Annotated in this window: 15 protein-coding genes and 1 pseudogene; 7 read left to right on the plus strand and 9 right to left on the minus strand. The window is 69.2% G+C overall.

Annotated elements, in window-relative coordinates; all coding sequences use genetic code 11:
• Positions 1–121 precede the first annotated feature (121 nt).
• From CPZ00_RS13690 to CPZ00_RS13700, 3 genes and pseudogenes are all read right to left on the minus strand, one after another.
• Entirely contained in the window at positions 122–910 is a 789-nt protein-coding gene (locus CPZ00_RS13690; RefSeq protein ID WP_096391387.1) for a metallophosphoesterase, read from the minus strand.
• A gap of 3 nt (positions 911–913) precedes the next feature.
• Complete coding sequence (locus tag CPZ00_RS13695; protein WP_096391388.1) at positions 914–2545, minus strand: hypothetical protein; 1632 nt, start codon at positions 2543–2545, stop codon at positions 914–916.
• 149 nt (positions 2546–2694) lie between these two features.
• Positions 2695–3960 (minus strand): annotated as a pseudogene (locus CPZ00_RS13700) (Single-stranded DNA binding protein); the annotation flags it as partial.
• Between the two features lie 124 nt (positions 3961–4084).
• Here CPZ00_RS13700 and CPZ00_RS13705 point away from each other — a divergent pair.
• Entirely contained in the window at positions 4085–4783 is a 699-nt protein-coding gene (locus tag CPZ00_RS13705) for a 2,5-diamino-6-(ribosylamino)-4(3H)-pyrimidinone 5'-phosphate reductase (protein ID WP_096391390.1), read from the plus strand.
• Positions 4784–4807: 24 nt separating this feature from the next.
• Here the strand turns inward: CPZ00_RS13705 and CPZ00_RS13710 are convergent, their stop codons facing one another.
• Together CPZ00_RS13710 and CPZ00_RS13715 are read right to left on the minus strand one after the other, a co-directional pair.
• Positions 4808–7156 carry an ATP-dependent DNA helicase gene (locus tag CPZ00_RS13710; protein WP_096391391.1) on the minus strand — a complete coding sequence of 783 codons (2349 nt, stop codon included), beginning with the start codon at positions 7154–7156 and terminating at the stop codon, positions 4808–4810.
• Positions 7157–7261: 105 nt separating this feature from the next.
• The gene (locus CPZ00_RS13715; protein WP_096391392.1) at positions 7262–7645 is read right to left on the minus strand and encodes a DUF5658 family protein; all 384 of its coding nucleotides are present in this window, start codon (positions 7643–7645) and stop codon (positions 7262–7264) included.
• Positions 7646–7779: 134 nt separating this feature from the next.
• On the opposite strand from CPZ00_RS13715, the gene trxA reads away from it, so the two are divergent.
• The 3 genes from trxA to moaC all read left to right on the plus strand — a co-directional run bounded on the left by trxA (position 7780) and on the right by moaC (position 10440).
• A complete protein-coding gene (gene trxA / locus CPZ00_RS13720; RefSeq protein WP_096391393.1) occupies positions 7780–8304 on the plus strand; it encodes a thioredoxin in 525 nt (174 codons plus the stop codon).
• A gap of 68 nt (positions 8305–8372) precedes the next feature.
• A complete protein-coding gene (locus CPZ00_RS13725; RefSeq protein WP_096391394.1) occupies positions 8373–9875 on the plus strand; it encodes an NAD(P)H-hydrate dehydratase in 1503 nt (500 codons plus the stop codon).
• On the plus strand, positions 9868–10440 hold the full coding sequence (moaC, locus tag CPZ00_RS13730; RefSeq protein WP_096391395.1) for a cyclic pyranopterin monophosphate synthase MoaC: 573 nt from the start codon (positions 9868–9870) through the stop codon (positions 10438–10440). Before CPZ00_RS13725 ends, moaC begins: the two co-directional genes overlap by 8 nt.
• Positions 10441–10479: 39 nt before the next feature.
• Here the strand turns inward: moaC and fdhF are convergent, their stop codons facing one another.
• Entirely contained in the window at positions 10480–12606 is a 2127-nt protein-coding gene (gene fdhF / locus CPZ00_RS13735) for a formate dehydrogenase subunit alpha (RefSeq protein ID WP_096391396.1), read from the minus strand.
• A 204-nt stretch (positions 12607–12810) separates the two neighbouring features.
• Between fdhF and CPZ00_RS13740 the strand changes: the two genes are divergently transcribed.
• On the plus strand, positions 12811–13476 hold the full coding sequence (locus tag CPZ00_RS13740) for a hypothetical protein (RefSeq protein ID WP_199243362.1): 666 nt from the start codon (positions 12811–12813) through the stop codon (positions 13474–13476).
• Between the two features lie 66 nt (positions 13477–13542).
• Here the strand turns inward: CPZ00_RS13740 and CPZ00_RS13745 are convergent, their stop codons facing one another.
• Together CPZ00_RS13745 and CPZ00_RS13750 are read right to left on the minus strand one after the other, a co-directional pair.
• The gene (locus CPZ00_RS13745; protein WP_096391397.1) at positions 13543–14721 is read right to left on the minus strand and encodes an inorganic phosphate transporter; all 1179 of its coding nucleotides are present in this window, start codon (positions 14719–14721) and stop codon (positions 13543–13545) included.
• A 94-nt stretch (positions 14722–14815) separates the two neighbouring features.
• Positions 14816–15544 carry a hypothetical protein gene (locus CPZ00_RS13750; RefSeq protein ID WP_199243363.1) on the minus strand — a complete coding sequence of 243 codons (729 nt, stop codon included), beginning with the start codon at positions 15542–15544 and terminating at the stop codon, positions 14816–14818.
• Between the two features lie 166 nt (positions 15545–15710).
• Between CPZ00_RS13750 and CPZ00_RS13755 the strand changes: the two genes are divergently transcribed.
• Complete coding sequence (locus tag CPZ00_RS13755) at positions 15711–15926, plus strand: hypothetical protein (protein ID WP_096391398.1); 216 nt, start codon at positions 15711–15713, stop codon at positions 15924–15926.
• Between the two features lie 171 nt (positions 15927–16097).
• Entirely contained in the window at positions 16098–17426 is a 1329-nt protein-coding gene (gene hflX / locus CPZ00_RS13760; RefSeq protein WP_096391399.1) for a GTPase HflX, read from the plus strand.
• A 63-nt stretch (positions 17427–17489) separates the two neighbouring features.
• Here the strand turns inward: hflX and CPZ00_RS15760 are convergent, their stop codons facing one another.
• Positions 17490–18140 (minus strand): hypothetical protein, encoded by a 651-nt coding sequence (locus CPZ00_RS15760; RefSeq protein WP_199243364.1) that lies wholly within the window; start codon positions 18138–18140, stop codon positions 17490–17492.
• Positions 18141–18143: the final 3 nt, after the last annotated feature.

Genomic DNA, 18143 nt, shown 5'->3' on the forward strand with positions numbered 1-18143 from the left:
TCGACACCCTGCGCACCGCCGGACAACGAGGGATCGGACATCGGCCGAGTTACGGGATCGATCCGATTAAACGCGTCGCACGGTCCCTACAGTTCGGCCGTCGAGGCGTCCCCAATGGCCGCTAGACGTCCCGGTACGGGCCGAGGCGCGTTCCGTCGAGGAGGTACGCCTCCGCCGACGCGATCGCCGTCGGGAGGAACGGCGAGAGGAACTCGTTCCCTGCGACGTTCACCCAGGTCCCGCCCGACCGGTCGTTGAACGCGGGGAAGACGACGACGTCGGGGTCGGTCCCGGCAGCGTCGACGGCGGTCGCCTCCAATTCGTCGACGAATGCCTCGGGGTGGAGCGACCCGCGGAGCCACACGCGCTCGATCCGGCTTCCGCCGACCGCATCCGAGAGCCGAACCTGCGGATGCTCGTGACCCAGACACACGACGTCGGCCGCGAGCACGTCGGGGTCGGGCCAGGTGTGGCCGTGGACGACCCCGACCGACGTGCTCGCCGGCCCGCCCTCGGATCCGATCCGGCCGCCGGCCGGCGGCAGCACGTCCAGTCGATCCGCGAACGCCGCCGCGACGCCGGCGTCGTGGTTGCCGGTCACGAGCGTCATCGGCACGCGGTCGGTCACGGCCGCGATCAGGTCGGCGATCTCCTTCCGTTCGGGACCCTCCGGCTCGGGGATCCGGTGGGCGAGGTCGCCGAGGACGACCAGCCGGTCGGCGTCCGTCCGGTCGAGCAGCGACAGAACGTGCTCGCGGCGCGTCTCCGCGGCGCTGTCCAGTTCGACGCCGAGCTCGTACCGGAGCCCGACCTCGATCCCCGCGTGGTAGTCGGCGATCAACAGCGCGCGTTCGTCGGGGAGGTCGGCAACGGCCGCGGGCTCGTTCACGACCGGCTCGACGACGGCCACGGTTCAGATGGCCTTCAGCCGGTCGTCGCTCGGCTCGTAGCACTTGCCGCTCATCAGCGCGTCGTCGATCGCGTCGGCGACCGCATCGGGATCCGCGCCGAGCTCCTCGACGACCGCGTCGATGACCGCCTGACGGGCCGCCCCGTCGCCGTCGTCGAGATCGTCCATCGCTTCGATCGCCGCGCCGGTGAGGTCGAGATCCGCGTCGGCGGTCGGTGCGTCCGACTCCCCATCGCCGGCTGCGTCGTCACCGCCCGTGGCCGCGTCGCTTCCCAAGTCGGCAGTCGTGTCGCCCTTCGACCCGCCGGTGTCGGTGGACCCGACCGGCTCGCCGAGGTCGACGTCCGACGCCGTCTCCGATCCGGCACCGTCGTCGGACGCCGCAGCGCCGGCGCCGTCGTCCGCAGCCAGGTCGTCGGCGCTCGGAACGTCGATGTCCGCCGATCCCGGGTCGTCGACCTCCGTTCCGGTCGAGAAGTCGGTGCCGAACTCGTCCTCGATTTCCGCCCGCTCCTCCTCGTCCAGCTCGTACATTCCGTCGGGGTCAGTCGGATCGGCGTCCGCCGATTCCACGTCCGTCGACTCGGCGTCGGAGTCCTCGACCGTGCCCGTCGTCTCGTCCGCAGCACCCCCCTCCGCATCGAAGTCCCCGAGTCGGTCGGCGGCCTCGTTCGCGTCGGGGGTGTCGTCCGTGGTCGCAACCGATTCGGTCGCGCGCTCGTCGGCGTCGGTCCCGTCGTCCGACGACGGCTCCGTCACTGGCTCGGCAGCGGTGCCCTCGTCGTCGCCGGCTGGTGCGTCAGTCTCCACGCGTTCGTCGCCGGTTGGTGCGTCAGTCTCCACGCGTTCGTCGTCCTCCGCGCCGCTCGCTGCGGCCTCGTGGACGGCGGTCGCGTCGATCGAGACGTCCGTTTCGGGAAGCGGCCCCACGTCGGCCGGACCGCCCCCGTCCGGCGCGATCTCCGGGACGCGAACGTCGTCGCGCTCGCCGGCGATCAGCTCGAGCGCGTCGATCGCCATCCGGCGAGTCGCCTCGAGGTACGCCCGGGAGGTGCCGTAGTGGTCGATCGCCCGTGGGATCCCCTCGGCTAGGGCGGTCGGGGCGCCGCCCGCCTCGAGGGCCGTTCGCAGGTCCTCGCCGCGGAGGTCCGACACGAGCGCCGCGTCGAACGTCGCCAGCCGGTCGAGCGTGGTTTCGGCCGCTCGAACGACCCAGCGGTCGCGGGTGTCGGCGTCGACCTCGTTGAGGCTCTCGGGACGGACCGAGGTGAACACGCGGTCGGAGTCCTCCGGCTGGAAGGTCCGCGCCTTTCCGGTCAGGGCGACGAACGTCGGCGGGTCGGCGCGCTCAAGGAACGCCTGCTCGTCCGGCTGGTACTGGCCGGCGTAGGTGACGAACGCGCCGGAGGGGTCGACGACCCGCCCGCGGCGCGTCTCCTCGTTGACGCGCTCGACCTCGGTCAGGACGCCGACGGCGAACAGGCGGTTGACCCGCGCGCCCAGCGGCGTGAGAACGTAGTTCGGGGCGCGCTCCTCGTCGCTCTCGGAGTAGGATAGCGTCGCGTCGTCGAACTCGCTCGCGAAGAGCCGGTACGCGACCTCGCGCGTGCCGGGACCCGAATCCGAGCCGCTCATCGGTCCACCCCCGTGCTTTCGTCGCGATCCGCCGCCGTGGCGTCCTCCGAGGCCGTCGCCGTGGCGTCCTCCGAGGCCGTCGCCGTGGTTCCCTCGCGAGCGCTCGCGGTGGCGCTCTCAGGACCCCCGTCGGTCGCGGCCCGCGACCGGACCGTCGAGAGCACGCCTCGAGCCGTCTCGGCCGGGTCGTCGTCCGCGGCCGCGAACTCCTCCGCGTCGAGGTTCGCGCCGTAGTCGTCCACGGAGAGGTTCCCCCGGACGCGGAAGGCCCGACCGACGAGTTCGTCGGCGATCGACTCGGCGACGACCGACTTGTCCATCGCGTCGCGGGCTGCCTCGCGGGCGTCCTCGAGGCCGCCGCCGTAGACGGCCGCGGTCAACTCGGTATCGAGGACCACCGTGGTCGTGGCGGTGCCGTCGTCGAGGATCGCCTTCACCCGGAGGTCGTCCTCGCCCTCGACGTCGCCGTGGCTCCGGCACTGGCCGCTCTGGAGCACGCGGCCACAGTCGGGGCAGCGCTCGATGAACCCCGAACCGTCGCGCAGGTCGAGCACGGTGCCGACGACCTCGACGTCGAACATCCCGCCGGTGTCGATGGCGTCGGCGATCGACAGCCGCGGCGCGTCCTCGTTGACGGACACGGGATCGGGAAGCGGCGTGACCGTCGAGAACTCGGTGAGGTTGATCGAAGGGACCCCGCGGAACTCCCGGACGTACACGTCCTCGATCCGGAGGTCGGCGCCGACCTCGACCGCCGATCGGGGATCCCAGTCGGTGAAGGGGAGCCGAGCCGTGTCGTCGCCGACGACCCCCTCGAGGATCGGCGTCTCGCCGTCGCGTCCCGAGATCGTCTTCGAGTCGGCCTCGAGGACGCGAACCTCGATGTTCCGCCCGCGGTCGCCGGGCTCGAGGTCGATCAGGTCCCGGTCCCCGCCGATCGGGGCGTCGACCGCGACCGTCTCGTCGGCGATCGCGACCGTCGTCGCGTCGCCGAGGTTGAGCTCCGGCTCGCCCTCCCACTCCCGGACGCCGGCGTTGCCGATCGTCACCGAGTCGCCCGGCTCGAACCCGAAGTCCTGCCAGGCGGTGTAGGAGATCGTTCCGGTCCCGTCGGCGATCTCGCCCTCCCGGATCGTGATGTCGTCGCCCTGGTACCGGATCGTTCGCGTTCCGGTCGTGAGCACGCGGACGGTGACGGTGACGTTGCCGTGATCCGTCGTGATCTCCGCGAGGTCGACGGTCGACGGGGACGGCGAGGATCCGCCGCTTCCCCCGCCGTGTTTCCGGCGAACGCTCTGTTTGGCCTCGTCGATCGGCACGCTGTACTCCAGCAGGTTCTCCAGGTCCGCTTTGACCTCCGCTTTATCAATGCCAAGGGTGGAGGCGAGCTCCTCGGCGTGTGCATCTACGTCCATCGGAACGGGATTCGGCGCCACCGCACAAAAGGATTGCTCGCGGACACGCAGCCGGAGCGGACTCCCCCACTGCCCCCGGCCAGTACACCGAAACGACAATGCCGCCGCGGGAGGATTCAGGGATATGCACGTCGTCGTCAACGCCGCTCAAAGCGTCGACGGGAAGCTCGCGACGCGCCGGCGTGAACAGCTCCGGATCTCCGGCCCCGAGGATTTCGACCGCGTCGACCGGATCCGTGCCGCGGCCGACGCCGTCCTCGTGGGCGTCGGCACCGTGCTGGCCGACGACCCGCACCTCACGCTCACCGAGGAGGACCGCCGCGTCGGCCGGCTGCGAAACGGCCGTCCCGGGAACCCCGCCCGGATCGTCGTCGACTCGCGCGGTCGAACCCCGACCGACGCACGGATCCTCGACGACGCGGCGACGACGTACCTGCTCGTCGGCGCTGACGTTCCCGACGACCGACGCGCCACGCTCGAGGCCGCCGGCGCGACGGTGATCGCCGTGGAGGGGAGTGATGCCGCTACGGACGACGACAGGTCCCCGGATGGCCGCGTCGACCTCACGGCGGCCCTCGACGCGCTCGCGGAGCGGGGACTCGACCGGATCCTCGTCGAGGGGGGCGGCGAGGTGATCTTCTCGCTGTTCGCGGCCGGACTGGTCGACGAGCTGTCGGTCTACGTCGGTTCGATGGTGATCGGCGGCCGGGACGCGCCGACCCTGGCCGACGGCGACGGCTTCACCGGCTCGTTCCCGTCGCTGACGCTCACGGGGACCGAGCGGCTCGACGACGGGATCGTGCTCTCCTACGACGTCGACTAACCGATCGTCCGACCCCGTCACCGTCTACTCGGCGTGATCGAACCGGTCCAACGCGACATCGAGCATGTCCGGACTGACCGGCTGGAACTCCTCGCGTTCGTGCTCGGGGAGGTACTCGCGGACGCCGTTCCAGGAGTCGCGGGCGTAGCGGGCATCGAGGAGCACGCGAACGCCCCGCTCGTCGGCGCCGCGGATCACGCGACCGATGGCCTGTCTGGCCTTTCGAACCGCCGGAACCGTCAGGGCCGTCTCGAAGCCGTCGCCGAAGCGCTCGTCGTAGGCGGCGACGACCGCCCTGGTTCGCGGGCGAGCGGTATTGATGATCGGCACCCCGCAGACGACCGCCGCGCGGAGCCGGTCACCGCGGTAGTCGACGCCCTCGGTGAGCGTGCCGCGGAGGCTCGTCACGAGCACCTTTCCGCCGCCGGCGAAGAAGTCGTCCTTGAGCGACTCGGTCACGTGGTCGCCGGAGGACTCGTCGATCAGGACGGGCTTCTCGAGACGGTCCTCGAGCTCGCCGGCCATCCACTCGGCCTCGGCGTAGTTCGGCATCCCGACGAGCACGTTCCCCGGCCGGCGGGCGACCTCGAGGGTTGCATCCAGGTGTGCGAGGCGGGTCTCGGTTTCCTCGCCCGGCGCGCCGCGGTTGTCGTGGGTGTACTTCGGCACGTCGACGGCGAGGCTCTCGCGGTTCTCGGGCGGGAACGTGAGCCCGTGGGTGCGCTCGAGGACCGGCCGGCCCGACTCGGCAAGGTGGTCGAGGCCGGTCACCTCCCGAAAGACGTCCATCGGCTCGAGCGTCGCGCTCATCAGGACGCCGCCGCCGAACTCGGCGAGCCGATCGCCGATGGCGCGACTCGGCAGGCAGTTGAACAGGGCGAACCGCGCGTTGTAGACGCGCCGCCAGTCGTCGGGCGGCTCGGTCTCATCCCAGGTGCGCTCGAGGCCGATCGCTCGAAAGAACGTCTCGTGGTCCTCCCGATACCACGCGTTCAGCGTCCGTCCGACCCCCGGCGCAGCGCGCTGGGCGTCCTCGCCCTCGAGCTCCCGGAGGATCCGCTCGACGACCGCGCCGACCGCCGGTGCAAGCGCCCACACGCGGTCCCCGTAGCCGTTCGCGTCCGCCCACTCCGAGATCGCGTCGATGCCGGGCGAGTCGGGATCCCGAAGCGGGAGCTCCGCGTCCTCGAGACGATCGGGATCCGCACGCCAGTCGGGCAGCTCACGGTCGAGATGCTCGGTGATGCGCCGGTCGAGTTCCCCCCGCAGCGCCTCGTAGAACTCCCGGACCCGCTCGACGTCCTCGATCGAGACGTCGCTGTCGGCAAGCTCGCCCCGGACGACGTCGGCGTCGTCGGTGTACTGTCCCTCGTCGTCGAACCGAACCGGTTGGACCACGCGGGTCAGCTCGGCGACCGCGTCCCGGAGGCTTCGGTCCGCGACCCCGTCGCTCACCAGGTCCCGCACGCGCGGTTCGAGCATATGGGCCTCGTCGCAGACCACGAAGGTCGACTCGTCGAGCAGTGCGCCGGTGAACGATCCGGTCGTCGTCGGGTCGAACGCGTGATAATAGTTCCCGATCACGACCTCGAGTTCGGGAACGAGCGCGCCCATCACGGAATGCGGACAGGAACCGGCTCCCGCCGCCAGCCGGACCAGTTCCGCGGCGTCGACGTGACCGCGGTCGGTCGCGTCGAAGGGGACGGCCTCGGCGGGCTCGCCGTCCTCCGGAAGGTCCGCGAGGAAGCCGGCGTAGAACGGACAGTACTCGACCCCCTCGTGTTCCTCGGTGTCCGGACGATAGGGGGTGGGCTCGCCGTCGACCGAGAGGAAGTCCGCACCGCTCGTACCGCCCGTCCCGGTCGAGCCGCCCGAATCCGCGAGGCCGACCTGCTGGCTGCGGGCGGACGCGGCGAGCGATTCGGCGGTCGTCGAGCCGCCATCCCCGACGAGCGACCGGGTTCGGTCGCGGAGTCCCTCACACCGTTCGTAAACGTTCTCGACGTCGATCCCGCCGCGGTTCTCGCGGGCATACGGACAGACGTCCGCCTTGCCGACGAGGGTGATCCCCGAAACCCGTCGGTGGTCCTCGGGAAGGTTCTCGTTGATCGTCTGCAGGTCCTCCTCGAACTGGCGGAGCTGCTGTTTCACGCTCGTCAGGACGAACACGCGCTCGAACGGCGAGTCCGGGTCGCGAACGCGGTCGATCCCGGCAGTCAGCGCGAGCATCGTCTTTCCGGTTCCGCAGGCGCCCTCCAGCGCGAGGAAGCCGCCCTCGTCGGCGGCCTCGATCGCCGCGTCGATCCCCTCGGCCTGTTCGGGATACGGCTCCGGATGACCGAACACGTCCGACCAGGGTGGCTGGGAACTCACTGCCACGGGATAGTTCGGTTTTCCGGTTAAAGGTTCGTTCGTCGAGCCGGCGGCGGGTACCCGTCCCTTCGGTTGGCCGGTTGACCTCGTTCGTCGACGTCCCGGTCACAGCAGGCTGCGCCCGTAGACGATCACCGCGAGGTTGTTCGCGAACACGAACAACCCGGCCGCAAGCAGGAGTCCGAGGAAGGCCTCGATCAGTCGCTTGAACGGCCCGCGATAGGCCGGGGGCGTCTCGCGGACCAGCTGCGCGAGCCCGTAGAACAGGAAGATGAGCAGTCCGACCGCGACCAGATGCACGCCGGCGATCACCCACAGCGGCCGCGCGAGCAGCCACGCCATCACCGGATTCGACTCGTGTTCGATCCCGACGGCCGCGACCGCGTACATCGACGTCAGGAGGTCGACGGTGATCAGCAGGAAGAGGGCCGCCCCCGTCCATCTCCAGTACTTGCGAAACCACGGCGTCGGGGCGGACGAGTCAGACATACGGGCGACTGTTCGCTCGAGCGCGGAAAGGATTGTCGTCGGGGAGGCAGCGTCGCCGGCTCCGACGTGGCTGTCGTGTGCGATCGACGCATTTCCAACGGATCCCTTACAACGGTGCAGCGGCTACTCCGAATATGAGCGATTCATCACCGAGCGACGTCTCGTCACCCTCGAGTGACGTCCCATCGAACGATTCGTCGACGGCCGACCCGGCCGGCGATGACGACCTCGAGGCGATCCGGGAGCGAAAGCTGGAGGAGCTGCAGGAGAAGGCCGCGAACGGAACGCTGGGCGCGGACGCGGGCGAGCCCGCCGACGGCGGCGAGACGTCCGCCGGATCGCCCGACGATCCGATCCAGTACGAGGGCGGGTCCTTCGAGGACGCGCTGGCTGGCCACGACCTCGTCCTCGTCGACTTCTACGCGGATTGGTGTGGCCCCTGCAAGATGCTCGAGCCGATCCTGGAGGACGTCGCTGCCACGACCGCCGCGACGGTGCTGAAGGTCGACGCCGACGTGTATCAGTCCCTGACGAGCCAGTACGGGGTCCGGGGACTCCCGACGATGTTGCTGTTCCGCGACGGCGAGCCCGTCGAGCGTCTCGTCGGCGCCCAAAACGAGGAGCGACTCCGATCGGTGATCGACCGACACGCTGCATAGCGCCGAGGACCGGTTCCGGCTCCCGATCCCCGCACGTTTAATCCCGGTCCGACCGAAGCGGACGGTGAATGATCACAGCGGATCGTATGGCGGCGGTCGACGCCAACGCGGCGGCGCTGGGCGTCCCCCGCAAGCAGCTGATGGAGTCCGCGGGCAACGCGATCGCCCGTGAGGTCCGGACGACCGTCGACCCGGGTGCGACGGTGACGCTCGTGTGTGGGCGCGGGAACAACGGCGGCGACGCCTTCGCCGCGGCCCGATTCCTGTCCGGCTACGACGTTCGCGTTCGCCTGCTCGGACGTCCCGAGTCGATCTCGACGACGATCGCCAGGGAGAACTGGGACGCGCTCGCGGCGGCGGAGATCGACGCCGAGTCGGTCGCCGATCCCGTCGCCGAACCGGACCGACTGGCCCTCGCGGACGCGGACGTCGTCGTCGACGCGATGCTGGGCACCGGGGTATCCGGTCCGCTCCGGGAGCCCGAACGGACGGTTGCGAGACGCATCGCCGAGACCACCGACTCGTCCGCCGACGCTGACGCGACCGTGATCGCCGTCGACGTTCCCTCCGGCGTCGACGCCGATACCGGGGAGGTCGCGGCGGGCTCGGACGGGGACCGGGTCGCGGTCCCGGCTGACCGGATCGTGACGTTTCACGACGCCAAGCCGGGGCTTGCGGACGCCTTCGAGGGAAACGACACGAGCGTGGCCGTCACGGTCGCCGACATCGGGATCCCGGACGCCGCCGAGCTGTTCACCGGTCCCGGCGACCTTCTCGGGCTGGATCGGGACCCGGAGAGCCACAAGGGCGACCACGGCGAGGTGTTGGTGGTCGGCGGCGGTCCGTACACGGGCGCGCCGACGCTCGCGGCGCGGGCGGCGTTGCGTGCCGGCGCCGACCTCGTCCGGGTGGCCTGTCCGGAGTCGGTCGCCCGCGAGGTGCAGGGATTCTCGGAGAACCTGATCGTCCACGGGTTCCCGGGCGAGATCCTCGAACCCCATCACCTCGACCGGATCCGTGACCTCGCGGCCGACCGGGACGTCGTCGTGTTCGGTCCGGGTCTCGGCGACGCCGAGCCGACGCTGTCGGCCGTCGAGCGCTTCCTCGAGAGCTACGACGGACGCGCCGTGGTCGACGCGGACGCGCTGCAGGTCGTCCCGAACGTGGAGACCGACGCCACGCTCGTGTGTACGCCCCACCAGGGCGAGCTGCGGGCGATGGGCGGCCCACGCGCAGAGGAGTGGCGCGACCGCGCCGAGCTCGTCCGCGAGTTCGCGAGCGAAATCGGCCACACGATGCTGGTGAAGGGCGCCTACGACGTGGTCTCCGACGGCGATGACCTCCGGGTGAACAGGACGGGGAATCCCGGAATGACCGTCGGCGGGACCGGCGACGTGCTCGCGGGCACCGTCGGGGCGATCGCGTGCACCCAGCGCCCATTCCAGGCCGCCGCGATCGGCGCGTACGCGAACGGGCGAGCCGGCGATCTGGTCGTCGAGGACCACGGATACGGACTGGTCGCGACCGACCTGATCGAGCGGATCCCGGAGGCGGTGCGTACCGATGCGTGAGGACGACGCCGGTTCCGAGCGTGCGGGCGACGCCGGTTCCGAGGGTGACTCCGGCTCCGACCCCACTACTAGCTCCGGCCCGAGCGGTACGGAGGATCTGACCCACACCACGGACGACGGCGACGTCCAGATGGTCGACGTGGGCGACAAGCCCGACACCGCCCGCCGGGCGGTCGCCCGCGGAACGATCCGCCTCACGCCGTCGACGATCGAGGCGATCGAGGCCGACGCGATCGGGAAGGGCGACGTGCTCGCGACCGCGCGGATCGGCGCCGTGCAGGCGGTCAAACACACCTGGGAGACGATCCCGATGTGCCACCAGATACCGATCACGAACGTCGAGACCGACTTCGCCGTCGAGTCCGACCGCGTCGTCCTCACCGTCGCCGTCGAAACGACCGGGAAGACGGGCTGCGAGATGGAGGCGCTCGAGGGCGTCACCACCGGGCTGAACGTCGTCTGGGACATGGTGAAGGCGGCCGAGAAGACCGCCGACGGTACCTATCCAGACACGCGGATCGCGGACGTCGAAGTCCTCGAGAAGGAGAAACGCGCGATCGAGTAAGCGACGTACTGACGGCCTGCGTACCGATGAGCGCGCCGATCAGTCGTCGGCGGGCGCGTCGTCGGGGTCGCCGGCGCCGGCGTCGACGGTGACCTCGATCTCCGCTGCGGCCGCCTTGTACTCGGGGATCTTCGCGCGCTCGTCGAGCACGTCGTTCGTGAGGACGTTACCGGAGGCGGCCGCGAAGTGCGGCGTCGTCCAGATGACGCCCTCCTTGATGTCCTCGGTGACCTGTGCCTTCACCTCGATCTCGCCGCGGCGCGAGGTGATCCGCACGTAGTCGCCGTCCTCGACGCCGTACCGCTCGGCGTCGTTCGGGTGAATGTCGACGAAGTTCTCGGGGTGCTGGCTGTTGAGCCGCGGCGAGCGCCGGCTCATCGTTCCCGTGTTGTAGTGTTCCTCGAGCCGGGCCGTGGTGAGGATCAGCGGGTACTCGTCGTCCGGCGTTTCCTTGGGGGGCTGGTGGCGCACGCCCTCGATCTGGCCGAGTCCGCTCTCGGTGTCGAAGGTGTCCTCGTAGAGGAACGGGTCGCCCTCGTCGCCCTCCTCATAACAGGGCCAGTGGAGCCCCACCTCGCCGAGGCCGTCGTAGGTCATTCCGTGGTAGATCGGACAGACCTCGCGCAGCTCCTCGAAGACCTCCTCGGGGTCCTCGAACTCGAAGCCGCTGCCCTCGCCGAACAGGCGCGTGCCGACCTCCGAGACGATCTCGAGGTCGTGTTTCGTGTTCTCGTGGACCTTCTCGACGCCCCGCATCCGCTGGACGCGTCGGTCGGTGTTGGTGACGGTGCCGCCGCGTTCGGCCCACGTCGTCGCCGGGAGGATCACGTCGGCGTACTCCGCGGTCTCGGTCATGAAGATGTCCTGCACGACGGTGAACTCGAGCTGGTCGATCCGCTCTGCCACGCGGTTCGAGTCCGGTTCGGACATTATCGGGTTCTCGCCCATGATGTAGAGCCCCTTGATCGAGTCGCCCGCCTCGTGGGAGATCTCGACGTTCGTCAGGCCGGGCTCGTCGGGCACCTCGAAGCCCCAGACCTCCTCGACGCTCTCGCGGGCCTCGTCGTCGTCGACGAGCTGGTAGCCCGGGAGGACGTTCGGCATCGCGCCGACGTCGGAGGTTCCCTGGACGTTGTTCTGGCCGCGCAGCGGGTTGACGCCGGTTCCGGGTCGGCCGAGGTTCCCCGTGATCAACGCGAGGTTGATCTCGTTTTGGACGTTGTCGACGCCGCAGGTGTGCTGGCTCATCCCCATCCCGGTGAAGATGGCGGCGTTGTTCGCGTTCGCGTACTTCTCCGCCGCGAGCTCGATGTCCTCGAGCGGGACGCCGCACTCCTCGGCGGCGGCCTCCTTGTCGAAGTCCTCGAGGGTCTCCTGCAGGTGCTCGAAGCCCTCCGTCCGCGACTCGATGAACTCCTCGTCGACCCAGCCGTTCTCGAGGACGGTCTTGAGGACGATGTTCAGAAGCGGAATGTCGGTCCCGGGCTCGACCTGGAGGTGCATATGGCGGTCGGTCTCGTCGATCTGGAACGACCGCGTGGTCTTGTTCGCGTGGGGGTCGACCTGGATGACGGTCGCCCCCTCAAGCACCGCCTGCCGGAAGTACTGGCTGTTGGCGATCGGATGCTGCTCGCCGGGGTTGGCGCCCTGGATCCAGAAGACGTCGGCTGCCTCCTCGAGGTCGGCCATGCTGTTCGTCATCGCGCCCGCGCCGAGGCTGGTCCGCAGCGCGTAGACCGTCGAGGCGTGGCACATTCGCGTGCAGTTGTCGACGTTGTTGGTGCCGTATCGGCGGGCGAGCTTCTGGAGGAGGTAGTTCTCCTCGTTCATCGTCTTCGAGGAGCCGAAAAAGCCCATCGCGTCGGAGCCGTACTCCCCGTGGATGCGCTCGAGCTCGTCGACGACGCGACCGTACGCCTCCTCCCAACTCGCCTCGCGGAACTCGCCGTCCTCCTTGATCAGCGGGTCGGTCAGGCGGTCCTCGTGGTTCACGACCTGCGTGGCCGCGCCGCCCTTGATGCAGATCCGCCCCTCGTTGACCGGCGCGTCGCCCCACGGACGGAACTGAACGTCGCCGGGATCCTCACCCTGGTCGACCTGGATCCCGCAGCCAACGCCGCAGTACGGACAGATCGTCTTGACCGGTTCCGATTCCTCACTGGACATAATGGCATCCCTCCGCGTGTACGTGCATATGTCGTAATCATCGCACTCTCGGGGTATGAGTGTGTTGGTCGATCACGGAAGGCCGGGGTCGAAACGCCGAACGGCGGTCGGATCGCCTCGCAAGCGAGGGGAGGCCGCCTCGAAACGGTGACCGGGTCGCGTCGAGAAACGTTCAGGGAGCCCGGCGACGAACCGTCACGCGAGATGACCGACGCCTCGAACGAAATCGACCTCACGGCCGACACGATCGCGGAGCTCTCCGCCGCGTATCGGGGGGAGGAACCGCTCTACGCGGTCGAGCAGGAACAGCGCGAGACGCTACCCGACGCGTTCCGCGCCGGCGAGTTCGGCCGGCGGGACGCGGAGTGGGTGGTCCGGTGGTACTTCCGGCGCCATCTCGGCGCGTACCCGGACCGTGAACGCCGTGCGGTCGAGGAACGGTTCGAATCCAACCCCTTCGACGACGTGATCGCGGCCATCACGAGCGCGGCCGACCGCGTGGATGATGAGGGGGACGATGCCGGTGGGGACGATGTCGGTGGAGACGATGGGACGGAGGACGACGGGACGGATACCGGCGCCGTGGCGGACGCGATCGCGACACTCACCGTGCTCGCAGGCGTCGACGTGGGCGTCGCCTCGGCGTTCCTCGCGTTTCTCGCCCCGGAGTCGTATCCGGTCGTGAGCGAGCGCGAGTGGACGGCGCTTCGGGACCGCGGCGCGCTCGCGGAGCCGTATCCGGATCCGCCCGACGTCGATGCCTACCGCTGCTATCGCTCCACGTGTCTGGAGATCGCCGCGGAGACCGACCATTCCCTGCCGGCGGTCACGCACGCGCTCTGGCGGCTGCGATCCGACCGCGACGAATAGCGGAACGGGCGACGGAACGGGAAACGAATCGACGGAACGGGAAACGAAACCGACGGTGCAGCCGGATCACCAGGCGTACCGAAAGAGCAGCCAGAACGTCAGATACGCGCCGCCGGTCGAGAGGACCGGGACGAGGTTCTGCATCAGGATGACGCGGCCGGTGGTGGTCGGGTCGAAGAGGTCGGCCGCGCTGGGAATGTCCTCGGGGCTCTCCTCGCCGAGGGTCGGCGCCTCCTCGCCGGGCTCCTCGGCTGCGAGCGCGCCAACGGACACCGTGGTCTCCTCCTCGCCGCGAATGCCGTCGGACAGCGTCGTCGTTCGGGTGGCGCGGCCCCATCCCAGTCCCACGATCGACATCGTCGCGATGATCACGAACGAGGCCGGAATGCCGATCGCCGACAGGCCGATGACGATCCCCGAGGAGACGATCGCGACGACGATCGCGGCCGTGAGCGGCAGGTCGGTGAGGTTGTTGCCGAGCGTGTCGAGCGTGCGGCGCGCGATCGTGAGCGCGCCCAGGGCGACCGCTGCCGAACCGAGCAGTATCAGCAGGTTCATCTCGACGCCGGCCCCGTACAGCGGGGCGATCGCGTTCGCGATGTTGGAGGTACCCGAGGAGAACGCCATCAGACAGCTGATGGCCACGAGGACGATCGTCCCCACGAACTCGCGCCGCGTGGTGTTCGGGCCGGGACGGGGGACCGGAATCGTCCCCGACCGATCCAGTACTATCAGGGACCCGTCGCTCGTCGTGATCGCGACCCAGCGGTTGATCGTCGGATACACGTACCGCCCGATCATCACCGACACCCAGAACCCCACGAGGGGCGCGACGATCCACCAGACGGCGATCTCGCCCATCACGGCCCAGTTCAACTCGCCCGTCGCCACGCCCAGGCCGGCGATCGCGCCGACGGCGGTCATCGACGTCGAGGCCGGAACCCCGGTGTAGTTCCCGACGAACAGCGCGCCGCCGATGAAGAACAGCACTACGATGCTGGTCTCGATGGTGAACACGCCGGCATCGAACAGGAGGTCCCGGCCGAGCGTGTCGACCACGCGCCGCCCGATCGTCCACGCGCCGCCGAAGAAGAAGACCGACATCAACGCGCCGGCGAGGATCTTCGAGATCACGCCAGCACCCACCGCGGGTCCGAAGGCGGGGCCGGTCGTCGAGCCGCCGATGTTGAACCCGACGAACAGGGCAACGACCAGGCCGAGCACGATCAACGGATCGGCCGCCATCAGTCGGTTCCCCCCCGTATACCCGCCGTACCGGTGCCTCGGCCGTCGTGCACGTGCCGCCCGATGTTCCGAGAATCGGCAGCAACGGAGACGGTCATTCCGCGCCGTCCCGGGCGTTCATCGTCGGTTGCGATGCACTGGACTCCTCGTTCGCCGCGTCGTCCTCCGTGTCGCCGCTTGTCTCGTCCTCCGTGTCGTCCGTCTCGTCCTCGGTGTCGTCGTCCGTCTCGTCTTCCGTGTCGTCCGCCGCGTCCTCCGTGTCGTCGTCCGTCTCGGCGGGATCAACCGTCTCGTATCGACCACGATCGCCCGCGTCCGGCGCCGTTTCGCCGTCCAATTCGGTTCGGCTTGGGCGTCGTTCGATCCGGTCGTTGACCTCCTCGAGCTGGTCGATGATCGAGTCGATCTCCCCGGAGAGGGCCTCCTCGACGTTCTCGGTCACCTCCTTGGTCACCTTCTGCTCGACGCTCTGGGTGACCTCCTCGGTCACTTCCGCGGTCACCTGCTCCCCGACGTCCTCGCTGACCTTCTCGGCGACCGTCTGCTCGACGTTCTCCGAAACGTCCTCGGAGACCTTTTCGCCGACGCTCTCGGTTACCTCCTCGGTGATCGTCTCCTCGATCTGTTCGGTCACCTCCTCGGTCATCCACTCGGGGTCGAACCGTGACATCTTCCACCCGACGTGGATCACGTAGGAGACGAGCGCGCCGAGGCCGAACGCGATGCCGACGCCGGTCCCGACCGTGGCGATGAGTACGATCGCGAGAAAGAGCAGCACCCCGTAGGCGAAATCGACGGTGAAGTCGATCTGGTTGGGTTTCATATACGTCTCAAGGAGGGCCGGGGTCTTTTGCCCGTTGATACCGACCGTCGAACGACCTCGATGACTTGCACCGCCGGAACGCCGAGGCGAACCCCGGGGGGAACGGCACCTCGACGTGACCGCAAGCGAAGCGGCTTTGCTCCACGGGAGGAAACGACGTCTCGAGATGGATCCCGACTCCCGCGACGTGAACGACCGGACGTCTCCGACGGGCGGCTCGAGAACGCTTCGGTTGCTGCTCGGCAACGCGGTCGGGATGGTCGCGTTCGTCGCCGTCCTGCTGTGGAACGGCGACCTCAGGCTCGCGCTCCTCGCGGGCGTCCTCGTCGCGGTGTTGGCGGCGATCGGCAGCGACGTTCTCATCGAGGCGTATGACCTGTGACCGATCTCGTCGACCCGCCCGTTCATTCGGGTGGCGTCCTCGACCGACCGCAACTCCCGGACTCGTCAGCGGGCGAAGCCAGCCGTGTTTTAAATACGTCGAGGACGTAACTGAGCCCGAAACAGTGCAGGTAACACACCACGCCGCGTCCGCCGTCCGCGATCGCGACCGATGAGCGGCGAGCCATCGGCGACCGGCGGGGCCGGCAGACGGACCGTCGTCGCCAAACGCGTCGATTCCGGGGCCGCCGACCTCTCCGAGATCGAGCGGCTCGCGAACGCCGTCGACTACGAGGTGGTTGGCCGGCTCACGCAGACCCGGGAGGAGGACGCGGCCTACATGTTCGGCGAGGGGAAAGTCGAGGAGCTGGCGGCGCTGGTCGCCGAGACGGACGCCGACTGCGTGATCGTCGACAACGACCTCGGTCCGTATCAGACGTTCAACATCGGCGGGAAGCTTCCCGAGGACGTCGCGGTCATCGACCGGTTCACGCTCATCCTCGAGATCTTCGGCGAGCGTGCACGGACTCGAAAGGCCCAGCTCCAGGTCGAGCTCGCGGAGCTGCGCTACGAGCTCCCGCGGGCCGAGGCGAAGGCCAGCCTCGCCAAGCGCGACGAGCGACCCGGATTCATGGGGCTCGGCGAGTACGACGAGAGCGTCGAGCGTGACATCAAACGCCGCATCTCGGACATTCGCGACGAGCTGGCGTCGATCGCCGAGAAGGAACAGACCCGCCGTGAGGAGCGCCGGGCCTCCGGGTTCGACCTGGTCGCGCTGGCCGGCTACACCAACGCCGGCAAGTCGACGCTGATGCGGCAACTCGCGGCCGACCTCGACGTCGAGGAGAACGTCGACCGGCACCCGGACCTGGAGACGACCGCCGAGTCGGAGGACATGCTCTTCACCACGCTCGGAACGACCACGCGGCGGGCCACGCTGGATAAACGGGACGTCCTGCTCACCGACACCGTCGGGTTCATCTCGGATCTCCCACACTGGCTGGTGGAGTCGTTCGAATCGACGCTCGATTCGGTCTACCGGGCCGACCTCGTCCTGCTGGTCGTCGACGCCAGCGAGCCGGTCCGGGAGATGCGCGAGAAGCTCGTCACCTGCCACGACACGCTCCGCGAGCGCAACGAGGCGCCGATCGTGACCGTCTTCAACAAGGCCGACCGCCTCGACGAGGAGGCCATCGCCGAGAAACGCGCCGCGCTGTCGGGGCTGGCGCCGAACCCCGTCGTCGTCTCCGCCCGGGAGGGCGACGGAGTCGCGGCCCTCCGCGACCGCGTCGAGGACGAACTCCCGGACTGGAAACACGAGCGATTGCTGCTTCCGATGACCGACGACACGATGAGCGTCGTCTCCTGGATCCACGACCACGGCCACGTCGAGGAGGAGTCCTACGGCGACGACCACGTCACCGTCGCGTTCGCGGCCAAACCCGAGATCGTGTCGCAGGCCCGTGCGAAGGCGGCCGAACTCTCCCCGGTGGACGCGTGAGGCGTGGCGCGGCGGTTACGGAGAATCAAGGAGAAAGCCTCGCGCTTCAGCGCGGGGAGGATGTCAATCCCGTCGTGCGTCGTCGCTCCCGGTTTCGGTCGGTTCGCCGACCGCGTCCGCCGTTTCGATCCCGTTCGACCGCTCCGAACGAACGTCCGCGAGTGCCCCGTCGACCGCGGCCAGAAATCCTTCCGGGTCGGACGGATACGCCGTAACCGGCTTCGGGCGACCGTGGGTGTGGATCCGGACGCGCCCGCGCCGCCGCCACGTGACCGCGAGGCTGCCGACCCCGACGAGGACGAACGCCGCCGCACCGAGCCGATTTCGCGGGATCGAGACCAGCCCGAACGCGACGATCCCGATCCCCAAAAGCAGCGTGAACCAGTCGACGCTCCGATAGGTGAGTTCGTCGACGACGGTGAGGGGGATCGCACGGCCCTCGGCGGCATCGTCTTGGGGGTCGCCGTCGTCGCCCTCCCCATCGTCGCCGCCATTCCCATCGCCGCCATTCCCATCGTCACCGCCATTCCCATCGTCGCCGCCATTCCCATCATCGACGTCATCGTATAATATGATCCGCCGGCCGGTCACGCGCAGGGCGCCGCCGAACCGGTCCGTTCCGCGGTACCGAACGCGGTCGTTACCCGTGGTTGCGTCAGCGGCCGCGTCAGTGGCTACAGTGCGGTCGCCGCCGGTCGTGTCCGGGGCGACCATCGG

The sequence above is a fragment of the Halopenitus persicus genome (assembly GCF_002355635.1).
Lineage (GTDB): Archaea > Halobacteriota > Halobacteria > Halobacteriales > Haloferacaceae > Halopenitus > Halopenitus persicus_A.

Excerpts from the sequence above, each read along its gene's own strand:
- CPZ00_RS13695 (WP_096391388.1), bottom strand. The coding sequence starts at position 2,545 with ATGAGCGGCTCGGATTCGGGTCCCGGCACGCGCGAGGTCGCGTACCGG.
- CPZ00_RS13705 (WP_096391390.1), top strand. The coding sequence starts at position 4,085 with ATGCACGTCGTCGTCAACGCCGCTCAAAGCGTCGACGGGAAGCTCGCG.
- CPZ00_RS13715 (WP_096391392.1), bottom strand. The coding sequence starts at position 7,645 with ATGTCTGACTCGTCCGCCCCGACGCCGTGGTTTCGCAAGTACTGGAGA.
- trxA (WP_096391393.1), top strand. The coding sequence starts at position 7,780 with ATGAGCGATTCATCACCGAGCGACGTCTCGTCACCCTCGAGTGACGTC.
- CPZ00_RS13725 (WP_096391394.1), top strand. The coding sequence starts at position 8,373 with ATGATCACAGCGGATCGTATGGCGGCGGTCGACGCCAACGCGGCGGCG.
- moaC (WP_096391395.1), top strand. The coding sequence starts at position 9,868 with ATGCGTGAGGACGACGCCGGTTCCGAGCGTGCGGGCGACGCCGGTTCC.
- fdhF (WP_096391396.1), bottom strand. The coding sequence starts at position 12,606 with ATGTCCAGTGAGGAATCGGAACCGGTCAAGACGATCTGTCCGTACTGC.
- CPZ00_RS13740 (WP_199243362.1), top strand. The coding sequence starts at position 12,811 with ATGACCGACGCCTCGAACGAAATCGACCTCACGGCCGACACGATCGCG.
- CPZ00_RS13745 (WP_096391397.1), bottom strand. The coding sequence starts at position 14,721 with ATGGCGGCCGATCCGTTGATCGTGCTCGGCCTGGTCGTTGCCCTGTTC.
- CPZ00_RS13750 (WP_199243363.1), bottom strand. The coding sequence starts at position 15,544 with ATGAAACCCAACCAGATCGACTTCACCGTCGATTTCGCCTACGGGGTG.
- CPZ00_RS13755 (WP_096391398.1), top strand. The coding sequence starts at position 15,711 with ATGGATCCCGACTCCCGCGACGTGAACGACCGGACGTCTCCGACGGGC.
- hflX (WP_096391399.1), top strand. The coding sequence starts at position 16,098 with ATGAGCGGCGAGCCATCGGCGACCGGCGGGGCCGGCAGACGGACCGTC.
- CPZ00_RS15760 (WP_199243364.1), bottom strand. The coding sequence starts at position 18,140 with ATGGTCGCCCCGGACACGACCGGCGGCGACCGCACTGTAGCCACTGAC.